The 18803-nt window shown below is 65.9% G+C and carries 13 protein-coding genes; 7 read left to right on the plus strand and 6 right to left on the minus strand.

The genetic code is table 11. From position 1 onward, the window contains the following. Positions 1-43: 43 nt before the first annotated feature. From H8F01_RS17755 to H8F01_RS17770, 4 genes are all read right to left on the minus strand, one after another. The gene (locus H8F01_RS17755) at positions 44-2887 is read right to left on the minus strand and encodes a 2-oxoglutarate dehydrogenase E1 component (RefSeq protein ID WP_187056367.1); all 2844 of its coding nucleotides are present in this window, start codon (positions 2885-2887) and stop codon (positions 44-46) included. A gap of 261 nt (positions 2888-3148) precedes the next feature. Continuing rightward, on the minus strand, positions 3149-3679 hold the full coding sequence (locus H8F01_RS17760) for a DUF7931 domain-containing protein (protein WP_187056368.1): 531 nt from the start codon (positions 3677-3679) through the stop codon (positions 3149-3151). Next, positions 3676-4869, minus strand: coding sequence for a cupin domain-containing protein (locus H8F01_RS17765; protein WP_187056369.1), 1194 nt, complete (start codon positions 4867-4869; stop codon positions 3676-3678). The genes H8F01_RS17760 and H8F01_RS17765 overlap by 4 nt, the downstream gene beginning before the upstream one ends. A gap of 44 nt (positions 4870-4913) precedes the next feature. After that, positions 4914-5663: a sulfite exporter TauE/SafE family protein gene (locus H8F01_RS17770; protein WP_187056370.1), complete on the minus strand. Its 750-nt coding sequence runs from the start codon at positions 5661-5663 to the stop codon at positions 4914-4916. Positions 5664-5821: 158 nt separating this feature from the next. On the opposite strand from H8F01_RS17770, the gene H8F01_RS17775 reads away from it, so the two are divergent. The 4 genes from H8F01_RS17775 to H8F01_RS17790 all read left to right on the plus strand — a co-directional run bounded on the left by H8F01_RS17775 (position 5822) and on the right by H8F01_RS17790 (position 11876). Further along, entirely contained in the window at positions 5822-7624 is a 1803-nt protein-coding gene (locus tag H8F01_RS17775) for an assimilatory sulfite reductase (NADPH) flavoprotein subunit (RefSeq protein WP_238481037.1), read from the plus strand. Position 7625: 1 nt separating this feature from the next. After that, positions 7626-9320 (plus strand): assimilatory sulfite reductase (NADPH) hemoprotein subunit, encoded by a 1695-nt coding sequence (gene cysI, locus H8F01_RS17780; protein WP_187056371.1) that lies wholly within the window; start codon positions 7626-7628, stop codon positions 9318-9320. Next, the gene (locus H8F01_RS17785) at positions 9317-10039 is read left to right on the plus strand and encodes a phosphoadenylyl-sulfate reductase (RefSeq protein ID WP_187056372.1); all 723 of its coding nucleotides are present in this window, start codon (positions 9317-9319) and stop codon (positions 10037-10039) included. The genes cysI and H8F01_RS17785 overlap by 4 nt, the downstream gene beginning before the upstream one ends. A 70-nt stretch (positions 10040-10109) precedes the next feature. Next, positions 10110-11876: a bifunctional sulfate adenylyltransferase/adenylylsulfate kinase gene (locus H8F01_RS17790; protein WP_187056373.1), complete on the plus strand. Its 1767-nt coding sequence runs from the start codon at positions 10110-10112 to the stop codon at positions 11874-11876. 1202 nt (positions 11877-13078) lie between these two features. On the opposite strand, the gene H8F01_RS17795 is transcribed toward H8F01_RS17790, so the two are convergent. Beyond that, positions 13079-14098: a LysR substrate-binding domain-containing protein gene (locus H8F01_RS17795; protein ID WP_187056374.1), complete on the minus strand. Its 1020-nt coding sequence runs from the start codon at positions 14096-14098 to the stop codon at positions 13079-13081. Positions 14099-14430: 332 nt separating this feature from the next. On the opposite strand from H8F01_RS17795, the gene cysG reads away from it, so the two are divergent. Both cysG and cysK read left to right on the plus strand, forming a co-directional pair. Then, the gene (cysG, locus tag H8F01_RS17800; protein WP_187056375.1) at positions 14431-15867 is read left to right on the plus strand and encodes a siroheme synthase CysG; all 1437 of its coding nucleotides are present in this window, start codon (positions 14431-14433) and stop codon (positions 15865-15867) included. A 75-nt stretch (positions 15868-15942) separates the two neighbouring features. Next, entirely contained in the window at positions 15943-16884 is a 942-nt protein-coding gene (gene cysK, locus H8F01_RS17805; RefSeq protein WP_187056376.1) for a cysteine synthase A, read from the plus strand. A 620-nt stretch (positions 16885-17504) separates the two neighbouring features. Here cysK and H8F01_RS17810 read toward each other — a convergent pair. Then, on the minus strand, positions 17505-17924 hold the full coding sequence (locus H8F01_RS17810) for a winged helix-turn-helix transcriptional regulator (protein ID WP_187056377.1): 420 nt from the start codon (positions 17922-17924) through the stop codon (positions 17505-17507). A 159-nt stretch (positions 17925-18083) separates the two neighbouring features. Here H8F01_RS17810 and gstA point away from each other — a divergent pair, with 159 nt between their 5' ends. Then, complete coding sequence (gstA, locus tag H8F01_RS17815; RefSeq protein ID WP_187056378.1) at positions 18084-18698, plus strand: glutathione transferase GstA; 615 nt, start codon at positions 18084-18086, stop codon at positions 18696-18698. Positions 18699-18803 lie beyond the last annotated feature (105 nt).

Consider the following 18803-nt stretch of genomic DNA (forward strand, 5'->3'; position numbering starts at 1 on the left):
AAGTGGAAAAGCGGCCGTCCATGGCCGCACTTTTCAGGATTTCTTATTCGGCCGCGTGGTCCGTGCCAACCGGCGAGACCAGTGCCTGCTCGACGAGTGCCGCCTGCTCGGCGACGTGCGTGTTCAGGTGACCCGCTGCCGGTGCCGGCGAACGCGCGCGACCGGCGTACGACAGGCTCTGCTTGCCGCTGATGCAGGCCTGCAGGTGATGGCGGATCTGGAACCATGCGCCCTGGTTCATCGGCTCTTCCTGGCACCAGATCACTTCCTTCACGGAAGGATACTTTTCCAGTTCGGCCGTGACCTGCGGACGCGGGAACGGGTAGAGCTGTTCCACGCGCACGATGGCAACGTCGGTGAGGCCGCGCTTCTCGGCGTCTTCCAGCAGGTCGTAGTAGACCTTGCCCGAGCACAGCACCACGCGCTTGACCTTCTTGGCGGCCAGCTCGCGATGTTCCGGAATCACCAGCTGGAAGCTGCCCGTGGCCAGCTCGTCCAGGGTGGACACCGCCAGCTTGTGGCGCAGCAGCGACTTGGGCGTCATCACGATCAGCGGCTTGCGGGTCGGACGGACCATCTGGCGGCGGATCATGTGGAACGCCTGGGCCGGCGTGGTCGGCACGCAGACCTGCATGTTGTCCAGCGCGCAAAGCTGCAGGAAACGCTCCAGGCGGGCGGAGGAGTGCTCCGGGCCCTGGCCTTCGTAGCCGTGCGGCAGGAACAGTGCCAGGCCGCACAGGCGGTTCCACTTGGCTTCGCCGGAGCTGATGAACTGGTCGATCACCACCTGCGCGCCGTTGGCGAAGTCGCCGAACTGGCCTTCCCAGATGTGCAGGGTGTACGGGTCGGTGGTGGCGCTGCCGTATTCGAACGCCATGACCGCTTCTTCGCTGAGCAGCGAGTCGATGACTTCGACGTCGGCGCCGGAGCGCACGTCGGCCAGCGGCATATAGGTGTAGCCGGTCTTCTGGTCATGCAGCACGGCGTGACGGTGGAAGAACGTGCCGCGACCCACGTCCTGGCCGACCAGGCGCAGGTTGTAGTTCTCGTCGATGAGCGTGGCGTAGGCCAGGTTCTCGGCAAAGCCCCAGTCGCCGGCCTGTTCACCGGAGGCCATCTTGGCGCGGTCTTCGTAGATCTTGGCCACGCGCGACTGCAGCGTCATGTCCTTGGGCGTCACCAGGATCTGGTTGGCCAGCTCCACCAGGCGCTGCTTGGATACGCCGGTGGGGGTCTCGGTGGACAGCTTGCCGCCGATGAACTTGTCCCAGTCGACCTCGATGTCCTTGATGAGGGCCGTGGTGAGCTCGGTCATCGGCTCGCCGGCCTCAAGGCGGCTGCGGTAGTCCTCGAACATCTTCTGGCCGTCGCCATCGGCGATCACGCCCTGCTTGACCAGCTCCTGTGCGTACAGGTCGCGGGTGGTCGGGCGCTTGCGGATGATCTGGTACATCACCGGCTGCGTGGCGGACGGCTCGTCGGCCTCGTTATGGCCGTGGCGGCGGTAGCACACCAGGTCGATCACCACGTCCTTGCGGAACTGCTTGCGGAAATCGTAGGCCAGGCGGGTGGCCTGGATCACGGCTTCCGGGTCATCGCCGTTCACGTGGAACACCGGCGCATTGACCATCTTGGCCAGGTCGGTGCAGTACAGCGTGGAGCGGGTGTCCTGCGGGTTGGACGTGGTGAAGCCCACCTGGTTGTTCACCACGATGTGCAGGCTGCCGCCAATCTTGAAGCCGCGGGCCTGGGACATGTTGAACAGTTCCATGTTCACGCCCTGGCCGGCCAGGGCCGAGTCACCGTGAACGATCACGGCCATTGACTGCTTGCGCTCGGTGTCGCGGCGACGGATCTGGCGCGAATGCACCGAACCGGCCACCACCGGGTTGACGATCTCCAGGTGCGACGGGTTGAACGCCAGCGCCACGTGGGTACCGCCGTTCGGCGTCTTGACGTCGGCGGAGAAGCCCATGTGGTACTTCACGTCGCCGGAGTGGGCCGGGTCGTCCGGATGATCCCACTTGCCTTCGAACTCGTTGAACAGGGTGCGCGGCGGCTTGCCCAGGATGTTGACCAGCATGTTGAGACGGCCACGGTGGGCCATGCCGATCACGACTTCCTTGATGCCGTTGTCGCCGGCGGCACGCACTACGTCGTCCACCATCGGGATCAGGCTGTCACCGCCTTCCAGCGAGAAGCGCTTCTGGCCCACGTACTTGGTGTGCAGGTAGCGCTCCAGGCCCTCGGCGGCAGTCAGCTCGGCGAGGACGCGCTTCTTGCCCGCGGCGTCGAGGCCGGCGCTGCCGTTGGCCTGCTCCATACGGGTATAGAGCCAGTTGCGCTGCTCATGGTTGCTGATGTGCATGAACTCGACGCCGAGGGTGTTGGTGTACACCTTCTTCAGTCGGGCCAGCAGGTCGCGCAGCTTCATGCGCTGGCCGCCACCGGCAAAGTTGCCGCAATCGAACTCGGTGTCCAGGTCGGCGTCGGACAGACCGTGGAACGAAGGTTCCAGATCCGGAGCCGGCAGCTTCTCGGCCAGGCCGAGCGGGTCGAGGTTCGAGGCCAGGTGGCCGCGCGAACGGTAGGCGGTAAGGATGCGCAGCACGCCGGCCTGTTTGCGGGCGTGGGCGTCGTCTACGGGGCCGGCGACGGCAACACCGTTACGGCGCTGCTTTTGCGCGGCCTCTATACGCGCAATGGCCGCAGAGTGGGGCACGTCCCCCGACTCGCGGCCTTTGAAAGTCTCGAAGTATTTGCTCCAGGTGGCATCGACCGACGAAGGGTCTGCCAACCACGATTCATAGAGCTGTTCAACGTAATCGGCGTTGCCGCCGGCGAGTTGGGAGGATTCGAAAAACTCGCGGATCAGATTAGTGCTCACGTCACCACCGGTGAGGAAGGGAGGCTTGCAGCCGTTCCGACCGGGGTTGGTCGGATGGCTGGGAAAAATCCCGTTAATTATAGCCTTGGGCTGCTGCGACGCGGCAACCCAAAAGACTCACTTCAGATGGGGTCATCGGACGATATTTCGAGTTTTTGGGTACCGACCATCGTCGTAGGTGGCGGATTTGCACGGTGAACCAAGCGTTTCGATGCGAAGTGACCGTGCCTTGCGCGTCCCGGCCACCCGTTCAGCCAGTGGCTAAAGATCGAGCGGCTGCCAGGCCGTGGCGCGGGCCGATCGCTCCCACACCTCATTGAAGTGTTGCAGCAGGGGGGCCTGCGCGGCGCGATCGGCCGTGGAGGCACGGCCTTCGGGGCGGCGTGCGTCCGGCAGGAACAGGTAGCCGCCCTGGTCGGTGAGCAGGTAGGACGAGGCATAGGCCAGGTCCAGTTCCTCCAGCGGTACGCGGACCAGCACGACGCTGGGCAGGCGCTGGGCCAGCGCCACCAGCCGGTGGTCATCCCGCAGGGCGCCGGCGGGGTCGTGCAGGATCAGGCGGATCTCCGCCCCGCGCCCGGAGGTGCCGATGCGGCGAAGCTCGGCCAGTTCGGGTGGGGTGCCATAGGTGTCCTCGGGGAGCACCGGCTGGTAAATGGCTACCCGCCGACGGGCGCCGGCAAGCAGCTGGGCGCGGGCGGCGGCCACATCGACCCGGCTGCCGGCGGGCAGCGGCGGTCGGGCCGGGGCCTGACCGCTTTCCGCCGGACCGCTGGCGCCGGGGTCGCTCATCGGCGACGCGGCTTGTGCACGACCAGGTGGCCGTCGTTGACCAGGTGGAGCAGCACGGCCCGGCCGGCTTCGTCCAGCGAAGCGTCTGGCACCAGGTCCCGCGTTTCACAGAGCTGCGCGGCCAGATCCACGGTGGTCGGCCAGGCGTGGCCGTTGACGAACAGGGTGGCGCCTCGCTTGTCGCGCGCCCAGGCCATGCGCGCCCACGGGTGCCGCATCAGGTGGGCGCCGCCGTCCAACTGCTTGCCCAGCGCAGCCTCGGTCAGTTCCTTCTCCGGCGGCACCGGCATCTGCGCACTGCGATAGCGGGTGATGAAGCGGCCGAACCAGTCCGTGAGGGTGGCATCGTCCAGCGCGGCGGCGAAGGGCAGGGCCTGGCGGAGGCGGGCGAGCGCGGCCCGGTCGATCTCGCCGACGGACTTGGCCGGGGCCAGGTCGGGGTCGGTGTAGCGCAGCTCGTCGGGCAGGCGTTCGGCGAGGTAATCCGCCAGGTCGCCGGTCAGCTCGGCCTGCGACGGCGCGCGCATGCCCACCGAGATGGTCAGGCAGGGGCCGCCGAAGGCCACGCCGTCATGCGGCACGCCCGGCGGCAGGTAAAGCATGTCACCCGGTTCCAGCAGCCATTCGTGGTCCGGCTCGAACACGCTCAGCTGTTTGAGCTCCACGTCGGGACGAAAGCCCTTGGGCGCGTCCGGGTTGGTGTCGATGGCCCAGTGGCGCTGGCCCAGGCCCTGCAGCAGGAACACGTCGTACTGGTCCACGTGCGCACCCACGCCGCCGCCCGGCTCGGCGTACGAAATCATGATGTCGTCCAGGCGCCAGCTGGGCAGGAAGCGGAACTCCTGCAGCAGGGCGGCCACGTCGGCATCCCACTTGTCCACGTCCTGCACCAGCAGGGTCCAGTTCTTGTTGGGGGTGCTGGCGAAATCCTGCTCAGTCAGCGGGCCAGTCTTCACCTTCCAGCGGTCGCGGTTCTCGTCATGGATGATCAGGCGCGACAGCGCCGTTTCTTCCAGCGCGAGGCCGGCCAGGTCATCCGGCTCGATGGGCGAGACGAAGTCGGGGAAGGCCTGGCGGATCAGCAGCGGGCGCTTCTGCCAGTAATCGCGCAGGAACTGGGCCGGGCTCATGCCCAGCGGCTGCCTGGCGGTGCCGCGGACTTCGATGGGGAGGTCGTGGGTCTTGGTCATCGCGCCATTCTATGCGAATGCGATGACGGTCCCGTTGATCGCCGTCAGTGGGCGAGCAGGGTATGGGCGATGTTGTTGATGCCGATGGCCAGCACGGCCAGCGCGGCCAGGATGGTCGCCACGCGGGGAGGCATGCGGCGGGCAAGCACGGCGCTGAGCGGGGCGGCCACCACGCCGCCAACGATCAGCCCGGCCACGGATGCGCCGTGCGGAAAGCCCACATGTACGAAGAAGCTGATGCTGGCCACCGCGCTCACCACGCACTTGGCCAGGTGCACCGTGCCGATGACCATGCGGGGACGCACCCCGCGGGCCACCAGCGTGGGGACGGTCAGCGCGCTCCAGCCGCCGCCCGCCACGGCATCGGCGAAACCGGCGACCAGGCCCAGGGGGCGGCTCAGGGACGGTGTGTCCTCATGCAACCGCTGGCGGCGGTGCGGGCGGAACAGCAGGAACAGGCCCATGCCGATCAGGTAGGGCGTCAGCACCATCTTCATCCAGACCGCCGGGACATGGCTGACCAGGTAGGCGCCGATGGTGGCGCCGATGGCACCCGGCACCACCAACGCCCAGAACAACCGCTTGAGCACGTTGCCGGCCATCACGTGGCTGATGCCCGATGCCCCGCAGGTCAGCGTTTCGGCGTAGTGCACGCTGGCGCTGGCCATGGCGGGCGGAATGCCCAGGGCCAGCAGCATGGCCGCCGAAGTCACGCCATAGGCCATGCCCAGCGCGCCGTCGACCAGCTGGGCCAGCACGCCGATGGCGGCGGAGGTGAGGAAATCCGTAGGCATGAACCTGAACGTGGTGAAGACGGGGCCAGTTTACGCGGTGGGTGTCACACAAGGGAAATAAGCCCGGGGACATAACGTTATGACAACACGTCCTTTCACATGACAAAACGTGATGACTACTTTGGGAGTCCAGATGTCTGGACGTCCAAAGGTGGACAGTGAACGCCGTCGTCGCAACGCAAACCGGGCTGGCCTCCATCGATAGCGAAAAGCTGTCGGCACTGGAGCGACTGACCCAGGGACTCGGGCCCGCCGAGCTTTACTGGATCGCCGCGTGGAGCGCCACGCGCGCCGGGCAGGTACAGCGCGGCCTCGTGCCGCTGCAGCCCGCCAAGGCCACCGGCGATCGCCTCACCATTCTCTACGGCAGCCAGACCGGCCAGGCCAAGCGGCTGGCCACCCAGCTGAGCGCCCGGGCCGAGGCCGCCGGGCTGGCGGTTCGCCTGGTGCGGGCCGACAGCTACCCGCAGCGCGACCTGGCCAAGGAAACGCATCTGGTCGTGGTGATCAGCACGCAGGGTGATGCGGAGCCGCCGGACGATGCGCGCGGGCTGGTGGAATTCATCCTGGGCAAGCGCGCGCCGAAGCTACCGGGCCTGAAGTTCGCCGTGCTTGGGCTGGGCGATTCCAGCTACCCGCAGTTCTGCGCCATCGGGCGTCAGCTTGACGCACGCCTGGCCGAACTGGGTGCGTCGCGCTTCGCGCCGCTGGGCGAGGCTGATGTGGACATCGACGCGGTGGCCACGCCCTGGGCCGAACAAGCCCTCGACCAGGCGCGCAAAGTGTTGGGCGCCACGCAGCCCGTTGCACGCGTAACCAACCTGCAGCCGGTGCCTACGCGCGTCAGCCACACCCGTGAACATCCTTTTGCGGCCAGCGTGCTCGACAACCAGGGCATCGTGGCTCGTGATGCGGGTCGCGACATTCGTCATGTCGAACTGTCACTGGAAGGCTCGGGCCTGAGTTACGAACCGGGCGACGCCATCGGCGTGTGGCCGGAGAACCCGCCCGCGCTGGTCGATCAGTGGCTGACACTGCTGAAGCTCGATGGCGAGCAGCAGGTGCATCACGAGGGCAGGGAGCTTCCGCTGCGCCGCTGGCTGTCGCATGAGCGCGAACTGACGCGCCTGAGCCGTCCGCTGATCGCCGCCGTGGCCGATGCCAGTGGTGACGAAAAGCTCGCGGGCCTCTTGCGTCCGGACCGTTCGGCCAGCCTCGCAGCGCTGCTGGCGGAGGAGCAGCCCATCGATCTTTGGCGCAGCCATCCCGCGCACTGGTCGGCCGATGAACTGGTCGCCGCGCTGCGGCCGCAAACACCACGCCTGTACTCCATCGCCTCCAGCCAGAAGGCGGTAGGTGACGAAGTGCACCTCACCGTGGCCGTGGTGGATTACGAAGCGTACGGCGAGCGTCACTGGGGTGCGGCGTCCTCGTTCCTTGCCGCGGCGGGCGACGATCATCGCGTGCCGGTATTCATTGAAGAGAACGAGCGCTTCCGCCTGCCGAAGGACAGCGCCCGCGACATCATCATGATCGGACCCGGCACCGGCGTGGCCCCGTTCCGCGCCTTCGTGCAAGAGCGACGCGAAATCGCCGCTGGCGGACGCAACTGGCTGTTCTTCGGTAACCGCCATTTCAGCCGCGATTTCCTCTACCAGATCGAATGGCAGGCGGCCTTGCGCGACGGTTCGCTCGACCGGCTGGACCTGGCGTTTTCCCGCGACGGCGATGCCAAGGTGTACGTGCAGCAGCGCATCCGCGAACAGGGCCGTGACCTGTATGCGTGGCTGCAGGAGGGTGCGCACATCTACGTGTGCGGCGATGCCAATTTCATGGCCAAGGACGTGCATGCCGCACTGCTCGACGTGGCGGTGACCCACGGTGGCCAGTCACCGGATCAGGCCCGGGAATGGCTGTCCGACCTTCTGCAGCAAGGGCGTTACGCCCGCGACGTGTACTGACATGACGACACCGCTTTCCGATCTCGAACGCATCAAGGACGCCAGCCGGCAGTTGCGCGGCACCATCGCCGAAGGCCTGCGTGATCCGGTGACCAACGCCATCAGCGACGACGACAACAAGTTGCTGAAGTTTCATGGCAGTTATCTGCAGGATGACCGCGACCTGCGTGAGGAACGCCGCAAGCAGAAGCTGGAGCCTGCGTATTCCTTCATGCTGCGCGCGCGCCTGCCTTCGGGCGTGGTCACTCCGGCGCAATGGCTGGTGTTCGACCGGCTGGCCCGCGAGTACGCCAACGGCACGTTGCGCATCACCACGCGCCAGACCTTCCAGTGGCACGGCATCATCAAGCACCACCTCAAGCCGACCATCGCCGCCATCCACGATGCGCTGGCCAGCACCATCGCCGCCTGCGGCGACGTGGTGCGCAACGTGGTCAGCACGCCCAATCCGGTGGAATCGTCAGCACATGCGCTCGCCTACGAGTGGGCCACGCGGCTGTCCGAAGAGCTTGCGCCGCGCACGGGCGCGTATCACGAGATCTGGCTGGATGGCGAAGCACTGGTCGGCGAGCCGAAGGAGGAAGAGCCGCTGTACGGCCGCACCTACCTGCCGCGCAAGTTCAAGATCGGCCTGGCCATTCCGCCGCTCAATGACATCGATGTGTTTGCGCAGGATCTCGGCCTGATCGCCGTCATCGAGCAGGGCGAACTGAAGGGCTTCAACGTGGCCATAGGCGGCGGCATGGGCGCGACGCACGGCGATGCCAGCACCTATCCGCGGCTTGCCAGCGTCGTCGGGTTCACCACGCCGGATCGCCTGTTCACGGTGGCCGAGACCATCGTGGCCATCCAGCGCGACTGGGGCAACCGCGTCGAGCGCAAGCACGCGCGGTTGAAGTACACGCTGGATCATCGTGGCCTGGATGCGTTCAAGGCAGAGCTGGAGCATCGGCTGGGTTTCGCGCTGGAACCGGCACGCGCTTATCGCTTCGACCACAACGGCGACCGTTACGGCTGGATCGAAGGTGACGACGGCCGCTGGCACCTCACGCTGCAGATCGAATCCGGTCGGCTTGCCGATGTGGGTGAGCACCGCTGGCTCACCGGGCTGCGCGAACTGGCCAAGGTGCACCACGGCGATTTCCGCATGACCTGCAACCAGAACGTGATCGTGGCGAACGTTGCGCCCAGTGAAAGGGCGCGCATCGACGCGATCGTGGCGGCGCATGGCCTGGATGGCTACCGCTCGCACAGCGGCATCCGCCGCCATGCCGTGGCCTGCGTGGCCTTGCCGACCTGCGGCCTCGCCATGGCGGAGAGCGAACGCTACCTGCCGCAGCTTCTGCCCCGGCTGGAAGCGCTGCTGGATGAGCATGGCTTGCGTGATGCCCCCATCCTGTTGCGCCTCTCCGGCTGCCCCAACGGCTGCTCGCGTCCGTACCTGGGCGAGATCGCGCTGGTCGGCCGCGGGCCGGGTCGTTACGACCTGCGCCTCGGTGCAGATTTCCGCGGTGAGCGACTGAATCAGGTCTATCGGGAGAACGTGGACGAACCGGCCATTCTCGAAGCGCTGTCACCGTTGGTTGCCGGTTACGCGTCCGATCGGCTGGACGGCGAAGGCTTTGGCGATTTCCTGGTGCGCACGGGCGTGCTTGCCGCGAACACGCGGCGGATTCCCGCGGAGGTCGTGGCATGAAGCAGGCCCTGCTCGATGACGCCCGGCATGATGCCCGCGCACGAAACGAACTGAATACATGGCTCGGCACGCTGGATGCGGAGCAGCGCGTGCTCTGGGCACTGGCCTATGCGCCGGGCGCGCACGTGCTGTCGTCCAGCTTCGGGGCGCAGGCGGCCGTGTCCCTGCACCTGCTGACGCGTCAGCGCCCGGACCTGCCGGTGGTGCTGATCGATACCGGCTATCTCTTTCCCGAAACCTACTGCTTCATTGACGAACTGCGTGACCGCCTGTCGCTGAACCTGAAAATTTACAGCGCCGCCGAAAGCCCCGCGTGGTTCGAGGCGAGGGAAGGGCGGCTGTGGGAGCAGGGCGTGGCGGGTATCGACCGCTACAACCAGCTGCGCAAGGTGGAACCCATGCAACGCGCACTGAGCGAACTGGGTGCCGGATCGTGGTTTGCCGGCCTGCGCCGCAGCCAGGCGCGTACCCGCGCCGCGATTCCCTTCGCCGAGCGACGCGATGACCGCTGGAAATTTCATCCCATCGCCGACTGGAGCGACCGCGACGTGGGCATGTACCTGCGCAAGCACGGCCTGCCGTACCACCCGCTGTGGGACCAGGGCTACATCTCCATCGGCGACGTGCACACCACGCATCGCTGGGAACCGGGCACCGATGTCGATGCCACCCGATTCTTTGGCCTGAAGCGCGAATGCGGGCTTCACGGCCTGGCCTGACCGAACCACACAAGAACCGATCCGGCGCACGTCGCCGGCTGCCGCCCCCGACCGAACAAAGACACACATCATGAGCCAGACAGCACTTGCCCAGTCCGACGTTGCCGTCTTCGACGACGAAGCGCCCGCGTTGATTCCGCCGCACGGCGGCGTCTTGAAAGAGTTGTACCTGCCGGCCGACGAAGCCGCCGCACTCAAACAGCACAGCGCCGGTCTGCCGGGCGTGGATCTGGATACGCGCCAGTTGTGTGACCTCGAGTTGCTGCTGAGCGGCGCGTTCTCCCCGCTGGAAGGGTTTCTCACCCAGCGCGATTACGACCGTGTGGTCGAAGAATATCGCCTGGCCGACGGCACGCTCTGGCCCATCCCGATCTCGCTGGACGTCAGCGAGGCATTTGCCGAACGCCTGGCGCCAGGCAGCGAAGTGGCACTGCGCGATTCGCAGGGTGTACCGCTGGCGGTGCTGGAAGTGGAGGACATCTATCGACCGGATCGTCTCCACGAGGCGCAGAAAGTCTTCGGCACCACCGACCGAGCGCACCCCGGCGTCGCCGAGCTGCTGGATCGCTATCGACCGGTCAACCTGGGTGGCCGCGTGCGCGGCATCCAGCAACCGTCGCACTACGATTTCACCGCACTGCGCGATACGCCGCGCAGCCTGCGTGCGTGGTTCGAGTCCCAGGGCTGGCACCGCATCGTGGCCTTCCAGACCCGCAACCCCATGCATCGCGCGCATCGCGAACTGACCCTGCGCGCTGCAGAGCAGGTCGGTGCGAAGCTGCTGGTACAGCCATCGGTAGGCCGCACCAAGCCGGGCGATATCGACCACTACACCCGCGTGCGTTGCTATCAGGCCCTGCTGTCGCAGTACCCCGCGGACAGCGCCCATCTGTCGCTGCTGCCGCTGGCGATGCGCATGGGTGGCCCGCGTGAAGCGCTGTGGCACGCCATCATCCGCAAGAACTATGGCGCCAGTCACTTCATCGTAGGCCGCGACCATGCCGGTCCGGGCAAGGATTCCCACGGCAACCCGTTCTATGGACCGTTCGATGCGCAGCACCTGCTGGAGCGCCACCAGGACGAACTGGGCATCCGCATCGTGCCGTTCCCCGCCATGGTCTACGTGGCCAACCGCGACACCTACCTGCCGTCGAACGAAGTGCTGCCTGATGATGAGGTGCGCGACATCTCGGGCACCCAGCTGCGCAGGCATCTGCACGAGGGCAGCGAGATCCCTTCGTGGTTCTCCTTCCCCGAGGTGGTGAAGATCCTGCGCGAGCGCCATCCCGCGCAGGCCGCGCGAGGCTTCGCCCTGTTCTTCACCGGCCTGTCCGGCGCAGGCAAGTCGACCATCGCCCAGGCGGTGGTGGCGCAGCTGCTGGAACGCACCAGCCGTGCAGTGACCGTGCTGGATGGTGACGAAGTGCGCAAGCACCTGTCCCGTGGACTGGGTTTCTCGCGCGAGGATCGCAATGCCAACGTGACCCGCATCGGTTACGTCGCCAGCGAGATCGTGCGGCATGGGGGCGTGGCCGTGTGCGCGCCCATTGCGCCTTATGCCGATGCACGCGCTGAGGCCCGTGAGTTGGTGGAGGCCCATGGCGACTTCATCGAGATTCATGTGGCGACGGCGCTGGAGGTGTGCGAGGCACGCGACCGCAAGGGGCTGTACGCACAGGCGCGAGCCGGCACGATTGCGCACTTCACCGGGATCAGTGATCCGTATGAGGAGCCGGTGACGCCGGAGTTGCGGATTGATGGGAATGGTGGCGATCCGCTGGTGTTGGCGGGGCGGATTCTTGATGTGTTGGAGGAGAGGGGGTTGTTGGGGGGCTGATGCTCTCTGGATTCATCTTCATTCGGGTGCGCGGGATCGTTTGTAGTGCGGCGCGCTATCTCCCTCTTCCCGCCGGGGAGATGGTTGGGGTGAGGGGCGGGTGCTCGCCTCAGACTTTATTTCCCTCACCGTCATCCCAGCGAAGGCTGAGGTTCAGTGCCTTTGCTCTCGGCCTTCGGTAGTCATGCAGGCGCCAGGTTGCCGCTTACGCAGCGGGGGCGTTTCGACCTCCTGCCGGAGGCCGAGTCACTTTTCTTTTGCTGGCCCAAAAGAAAAGTAACCCAAAGAAAATGGCCTTAAGAGCTGGCAGCATTCCGTAGGGATAAGCCCGAACGGCTGAGGAACGTTGCTGCTTGGCAACCTTCGCCTCTACACAGCGGGTACATCAAAGCGCTTCGCAACGCGCCGATGCTAAGAGGACTTAACGCGGAGCGTCGTGCCGCTGTGCGGCACATCCTTCCTTGCCACTAGGGCGTTCACGTTGAACATCACCTGTCGCTCGTCCTCTCCCGTTCGGGAGAGGACTGGGGTGAGCACTGAGGCGAGAGAGGAACGGGCTTCACACGGTGCGAGACAGCCCCTGTAGGAGCGCACCTTGTGCGCGACCGCAGCGTCGTGTCGATACCGCTCCGTCAGGTGGTCGCGCACAGGGTGCGCTCCTACAGACAAGCTAAGCCGGCACGCGATGCACCTCCGCGCCATGCGACGCGATGTGCAGCTCCGCTGCACGAGCCTTTTGCTCTTGACCTACCCGACCCCTTGAGCGGCGGTGAGGGGCGGACGACAGGCCCGCAGGGGGATCGGCAAGGATGCCGATCCCTTTTCGACAGGACATGGAAGTCCTGTCGAAAAGCCCGGCCGACCCTCACGGACTGGCCGGCTTCACCGGCCAGCGCCGCGATGGGGTGCTCTTTCTTTTGGTTACTTTTCTTTGAGCAAGCAAAGAAAAGTGACCCGGCCTCCGGCAGGAGGCCGGAACGCCCGCTGCGTAAGCGGCCCGATCGCGGAAGCGCTAGAACCCGAAGGCCCAGAGCAAAGTCACTGGAAGTCCAGCCATGCGGCTGTTGAAAAGCGCCTCCGGCCTGCGCCGGAATGAGGAGCAGGAAGGGGCACACAACGCTGGCAGGTGTCTACGGTTCTCACATCCCGAGAGCAGTGTGTCGCATCGCCGTATGCATCACCGCCAGGCAATACCCGGGGCGCTACTGCGCCTCCACCATCGGCTCCGCCACTTTCAGCGGCACCTGCCGATCCCGCCAATGCGGCACCCCCGGCCATTGCGACGTCCCCGCACCACCGGACGTCAGCGCACGACTCACCGCACGCCGCTCCAGATGCGGCGCAAACACGCTGATGAAGTCGAGGGCGTATTCGCGCAACACGCTTTCCCTGCGCAGCACGATCCAGGTGGTGCACCCCGCAAACAGGTTGTCGGCGCCCAGCTGGCGAAGGTCGGTGTCGACGCTGGGCTGGAAGGCCATCTCGGCGAGTACTCCGACACCCAGCCCCTCGCGTACATAGGTCTTGATGAGGTCGGCATCGCTGGCAGTCATCACGATTTGCGGATCCAGACCCGCGCTCTGGAAAGCACGGATCAGCGAGGACTCCGGCTTCAGCGATGAGTCGTAGCTGATCAGCGGGTGCGCGGCCAGTTGTTCCAGCGTCGGCGCCTGCTTCTGCTTGGCCAGGGGGTGATTCTTCGGCACCACCACCGTGCGGCTCCAGCGGTAAGCGGGCAGGGCGATGCCGTTTGGCGGCGGCGCGCCGGCCGCTGTGCTGACAATGGCAAGGTCCACAAGACCGCCATCCAGCAGGGACATTACATCGGAATCGCTCACCGGCTGCAGGTGCACGCTGACTTGCGGGTAGCTGCGGCTGAGCGCGGCCACGGCGGAAGGCAGGGCAAAGCGCGCCTGCGTGTGCGTGGTGGCGATGCGCAGCGTGCCGCGCGATTCGTTGCGCAGGTTCGCGGCGATCGAGCGGATGTTGGCCGCTTCGGCCAGGATGACGCGCGCGCGTTCGAGCACGTGGCTGCCAGCATGGGTAATCGCGTGCAGGCTGCGGCCCTTGCGATGGAATAGCTGGAAGCCGAGTTCGTCTTCCAGCTGACGCAGCAGTTTGCTCAGCCCCGGCTGGGTGGCGTGCACCCGCTCGGCGGCCAGCGTGATGTTCAGGCCGGCATCAGCGATGGCGACGAGATAGCGAAGTTGGGTCAGCGTCATGGCTCGGGTTCCACAGGCAATCGAGAAGGTGAGGGCTCGGTGTCGCGCTGCGGATACATCGCGCAAGCGCACACACCGAAGCCGTGCGTTTGCCGGCGGTCGGGGTGGTGTTCAGCGATTGGCGACGGTGGTCCATGGATTACCGTAACGGGTGTGCTCAATTAGACGTCTATACAGCCACTGCTGCGCTGCGTCAATACGTTGGCTTCGCTGACGGGGATCGGGCTTATAACGGCCCGTCATGTCGCCCCGCCCAGAAATCATTTGTAGGGACGAAGGTGGCTGTCTAGCGTGGGAAGCTGGCCATTGCCCCCTTGGGAGCCCGAGGTTTCATGAAGCTCTACCCCTTGTTTGCCGATCTTTCCGGCCGCCAGGTACTGGTGGTGGGCGGCGGCGTGGTGGGCGAGCGTAAGGCTGCCGTATTGCTGGAAGCCGGCGCGCGGGTGGCGGTGGGGGCGCCCGACCTCACCCCCGCGTTGCTGGTCTGGGCGGAACAAGGCCGCGTGCAATGGTTGCGCGGTGCGTTCGACGAGAGCTGGCTGGACGAGGCATGGCTGGTCGTGGCGGCCACCTCTGACCAGGCACTGCATCAGCGCATTGCCGCGCTGGCCGAGGCGCGGCGTGTGTTTGTCAACGTGGTGGACGATGCGGAGCAATCGAGCTTCCACGTGCCTGCCGTGATTGATCGCTCCCCCGTCACCATCGCCATTTCCAGTGGCGGTCACGCCCCGATGCTCGCGCGCCTGCTGCGCGAGCGGCTGGAAACCCTGATCGATCCGGTGGTTGGCCCCGTGGCTACTTTGCTGGCGCAGATGCGCCACCGCATCCGCGCGCGCCTGCCGGATATGGCCTTGCGGCGCCGGTTCTACGAGCGCCTGTTGAATGGCCCCGTGCAGAGCCTGCTGCGTCGCGGCCAGTGGGCCCTGGCGGAAGCATCGACCGAGCGCCTGCTGGATGCCACGGAAGCAAAGCCTGCAGGTTCGGTGGTACTGCTGGGTGCGGGTCCGGGCGATCCGGGCCTGCTCACGTTGCGCGGACTGCGTGCGCTGAACGAGGCCGACGTGATACTGCACGATCGCCTGGTCAGCGTGGAGGTGCTGGCGCTGGCACGCCGCGATGCCGAGCGCATCGAGGTGGCCAAACAGGCCGGTAACCATCACACCACGCAGGCGCAGATCAACGCACTGATGCTTGAACACGCCAGCGCCGGGCGTCGCGTGGTGCGCCTGAAGGGCGGTGATCCGTTCGTGTTCGGGCGGGGCGGCGAAGAGCTGGAGTTCCTGCGCAGCCACGGCATTCCCTATGAGGTGGTGCCAGGCATCACGGCCGCCCTGGCCTGCGCCGCGTATGCAGGCATCCCGCTGACCCATCGCGAGTACGCCCAATCCGTGCGGCTGGTGACGGCCCATTGCCAGAACTCCAACGACACGCTGGACTGGCGCGCGCTGGCACAGGAGCGCCAGACCCTGGCCGTCTACATGGGCACCAGCGAGCTGCCGGTGATCCGTAGCCGACTGCTGGAACACGGTCGTTCGGCCGGCACCCCGTTTGCGCTGGTGGAAAACGGCTCACGCCCGGAGCAGCGGGTGGTGACCGGCACGCTGGCCAACCTGGTGGAACAGGCCAGCCTGCACGATGTCAGGTCGCCCGCGCTACTGATCATCGGTGAAGTGGCCAGCCTGGCGTCCACTCTGTCATGGTTCGGCAGCCCGCCCGTGGGCACCGTGCCGGGGCAGCCGCCCGCGCAGTCGAAGGCGGCCGCGGCTTGACACAACCTTTCCCCTGACGGGCGCACCATCGCGCCCTCTGTCTTTCTTATCCACGCCGAGTTCCGGAGCCACGCCATGATTTACGACAGCATCCTCGACACCATTGGCAACACGCCCATCGTGCGCCTGCATCGCCTGGCGCCGAAGCACGTGACGGTGTATGCCAAGGTGGAGGCGTTCAACCCGGCGGGTTCGGTCAAGGATCGTCTGGCTTACGCCATCATCATCGATGCCGAACAGCGCGGCGTGCTCAAGCCGGGCCAGACGGTGGTGGAAGCCACCTCCGGCAACACCGGCGTGGCCCTGGCGGCAGTCTGTGCCGCGCGTGGCTATCCTTTCGTGGCCGTGATGACGGAAACCTTCTCCATCGAGCGCCGCAAGCTGATGCGCGCCTACGGCGCCAAGGTGGTGCTGACGGCGGCAGCCGAGCGTGGCACCGGCATGGTGCGCAAGGCGAAGGAGCTGGCCGACAAGCACGGCTGGTTCCTGGCCAGCCAGTTCGAGAACCCGGCCAACCCTGCGTATCACCGCAATACCACCGCACCGGAAATCCTGCGTGATTTCGCCGGCAAGCGACTGGATTATTTCGTCACCGGCTGGGGCACGGGCGGCACGCTCACCGGTGTGGGCGAGGTGCTTAAGGTGGCGCGCCCGGAAGTGAAGATCATCGCCAGTGAACCGGCCGGTGCGTCGTTGCTGTCGGGCAAGGAGTGGGCGCCGCACAAGATCCAGGGCTGGACGCCGGATTTCGTGCCGGGCGTGCTCAATCGCGCGGTGGCCGACCAGATCGTGCCGGTGGACGATGTGCTGGCGCGCGATACGTCGCGGGCGCTGGCGCAGAAGGAAGGCATTTTCGTGGGTATTTCGGCGGGTGCCACGGTGGCGGCAGCGCTGCAGGTGGCCAAGGATGCGCCGGAGGGGGCGGTGTTGCTGGCGATGTTGCCGGATACGGGTGAGCGGTATCTGTCGACGTTCTTGCTTGAGGGTGTGAATGAGGGTTCGGACGAGGTGGAGTGAGTCCTCGTCGGTTTGTTTTCTCCCTCTCCCCTTGTGGGAGAGGGTTGGGGTGAGGGGTGGGTGCTCGCCTCAGACTTTATTTCCCTCACTGTCATCCCAGCGAAAGCTGGGATCAAGTGCCTCTGCTCTTGGTCTCCGGTCTCGCGCGTTTCCGCGATCTGGCCGCTTACGCCGCGGAGGCGTTTCGACCTCCTGCCGGAGGCCGAGTCACTTTTCTTTGCTGGCCCAAAGAAAAGTAACCCAAAGAAATGGCCTTAAAGGCTGGCAGCATGCCGATGGGATAAGCCCGAACGGCTGAGGAACGGTGTTGCTTGGCAACCTCCGCCTCTACACAGCGGGTACTTCCAAGCGCTTCGCAACGCGCCGAAGCGGAGAGGACTTAACGCGGAGCGTCGTGCAGCTTTGCGGCACCTCCTTCCTTGCCACTAGGGTGTTCACGTTGAACATGACCTGTCGCTCGTCCTCTCCCGTTCGGGAGAGGACTGGGGTGAGCACTGAGGCAAGCTAGGAACGCGCTTCACACGGTGCGAGTCCCCCTGTAGGAGCGCACTTTGTGCGCGACCGCAGCGCAACGTCGTTACCCGCTCCTCACGATGGTCGCGAAATATCGCTCCGCAGACTCAACGCGAAGCGTCGATTTCGCCCCTGGCATCGCGGGTCGTTCTCGCTGATCTGCGCGACACTTTCCGCTGACTCGCCTCCCACTCATCCAGCAACTTTTTCCCCACGCACGCCAGCGAATCAATGGCCGGCAACAGCTCGCGGCCCAGCGGTGTCAATGAGTACTCGGCAGACGGCGGTGACGTATCGAGCACGCGTCGCATCACCAGTCCACGCGTTTCCAGTTCGCGCAGGCGTGCACTCAGCACGCGTGCGGAGATGCGGGGGATATCGTGACGCAACTCGCCGAAGCGGCGGGGTTCGCCGCTGAGCTGCCAGATGACGTTGGGTGCCCAGGCACCACGCAACAGGCCCAGGACTTCGCTGAGAGGGCAGCCGGGAGGCGGGGCGACTTTGCTTTTGCGTACGGGCAGGCCCATGGCGGTGGTTTCCTTCGGAGCCGTCCGGTAACCCGGCGGTTACCGCATTCTACGGGTTACGGGTGGTTAGGTGGTATCCAACAGTAACCATGAGGGCTAGCATCATTGGTCTGCGCGAGCCCGGGTCGCGTTGATCCCGTCCCCTATGGAGAAGCCATCATGAAGCTCTATTACGCCGCGGGCGCCTGCTCGCTGTCGCCGCATATCGTTGCGCTGGAAGCAGGTATCCCGGTGGAACTGGAAAAGGTCGATACCAAGGCCAAGCGCACGGCGAGTGGTGAGGACTACCTGAAGATCAACCCCAAAGGCTACGTGCCGGCACTGAAGCTCGACAACGGCGAGCTGCTGACCGAAGGCCCCGCCATCGTGCAGTACCTGGCGGATCTCAAGCCCGAAAGCAGCCTCGCGCCCGCCAATGGCACCACCGAGCGTTACCGCCTGCAGGAAGTGCTCGGCTACATCAACTCCGAATTGCACAAGACTTACTCGCCGCTGTTCAAGGCGGAAACGCCCGATGCGACGCGCGAGGAGCGCAAGGAATACCTGCGCAAGCGCTACGCCTTGCTCGACCAGCACCTGGCCGCGCACGAGTGGCTGGTCGGCGATCATTTCACCGCGGCGGATGCCTATCTGTTCACGGTGACCAACTGGGCGCAGCACGTGAACGTCGATCTCTCCGGTTTCCCGGCGATCCTGGCGTTCCAGAAGCGCGTGGCCGAGCGCCCGAACGTGCAGGCGGCGCTGAAGGCGGAAGGCCTGCTCAAGGCTGCCTGAGGTGGCTTCGATGTGCCCGGCGCCTGCCGGGCACATCACTTGGTGTGGCACTGGACCCCGCCGTCTGCCGGGACGGTGCCGCTGTCGCGGATGGTCCTGTTCGGC

It is taken from the genome of Dyella telluris, from assembly GCF_014297575.1.
GTDB lineage: Bacteria > Pseudomonadota > Gammaproteobacteria > Xanthomonadales > Rhodanobacteraceae > Dyella > Dyella telluris.

What these genes read in the sequence shown, in the direction of transcription:
- H8F01_RS17760 (WP_187056368.1), bottom strand. Translation starts at nt 3,679, where the DNA reads ATGAGCGACCCCGGCGCCAGCGGTCCGGCGGAAAGCGGTCAGGCCCCG.
- H8F01_RS17765 (WP_187056369.1), bottom strand. Translation starts at nt 4,869, where the DNA reads ATGACCAAGACCCACGACCTCCCCATCGAAGTCCGCGGCACCGCCAGG.
- H8F01_RS17770 (WP_187056370.1), bottom strand. Translation starts at nt 5,663, where the DNA reads ATGCCTACGGATTTCCTCACCTCCGCCGCCATCGGCGTGCTGGCCCAG.
- cysI (WP_187056371.1), top strand. Translation starts at nt 7,626, where the DNA reads ATGACGACACCGCTTTCCGATCTCGAACGCATCAAGGACGCCAGCCGG.
- H8F01_RS17785 (WP_187056372.1), top strand. Translation starts at nt 9,317, where the DNA reads ATGAAGCAGGCCCTGCTCGATGACGCCCGGCATGATGCCCGCGCACGA.
- H8F01_RS17790 (WP_187056373.1), top strand. Translation starts at nt 10,110, where the DNA reads ATGAGCCAGACAGCACTTGCCCAGTCCGACGTTGCCGTCTTCGACGAC.
- H8F01_RS17795 (WP_187056374.1), bottom strand. Translation starts at nt 14,098, where the DNA reads ATGACGCTGACCCAACTTCGCTATCTCGTCGCCATCGCTGATGCCGGC.
- cysG (WP_187056375.1), top strand. Translation starts at nt 14,431, where the DNA reads ATGAAGCTCTACCCCTTGTTTGCCGATCTTTCCGGCCGCCAGGTACTG.
- cysK (WP_187056376.1), top strand. Translation starts at nt 15,943, where the DNA reads ATGATTTACGACAGCATCCTCGACACCATTGGCAACACGCCCATCGTG.
- H8F01_RS17810 (WP_187056377.1), bottom strand. Translation starts at nt 17,924, where the DNA reads ATGGGCCTGCCCGTACGCAAAAGCAAAGTCGCCCCGCCTCCCGGCTGC.
- gstA (WP_187056378.1), top strand. Translation starts at nt 18,084, where the DNA reads ATGAAGCTCTATTACGCCGCGGGCGCCTGCTCGCTGTCGCCGCATATC.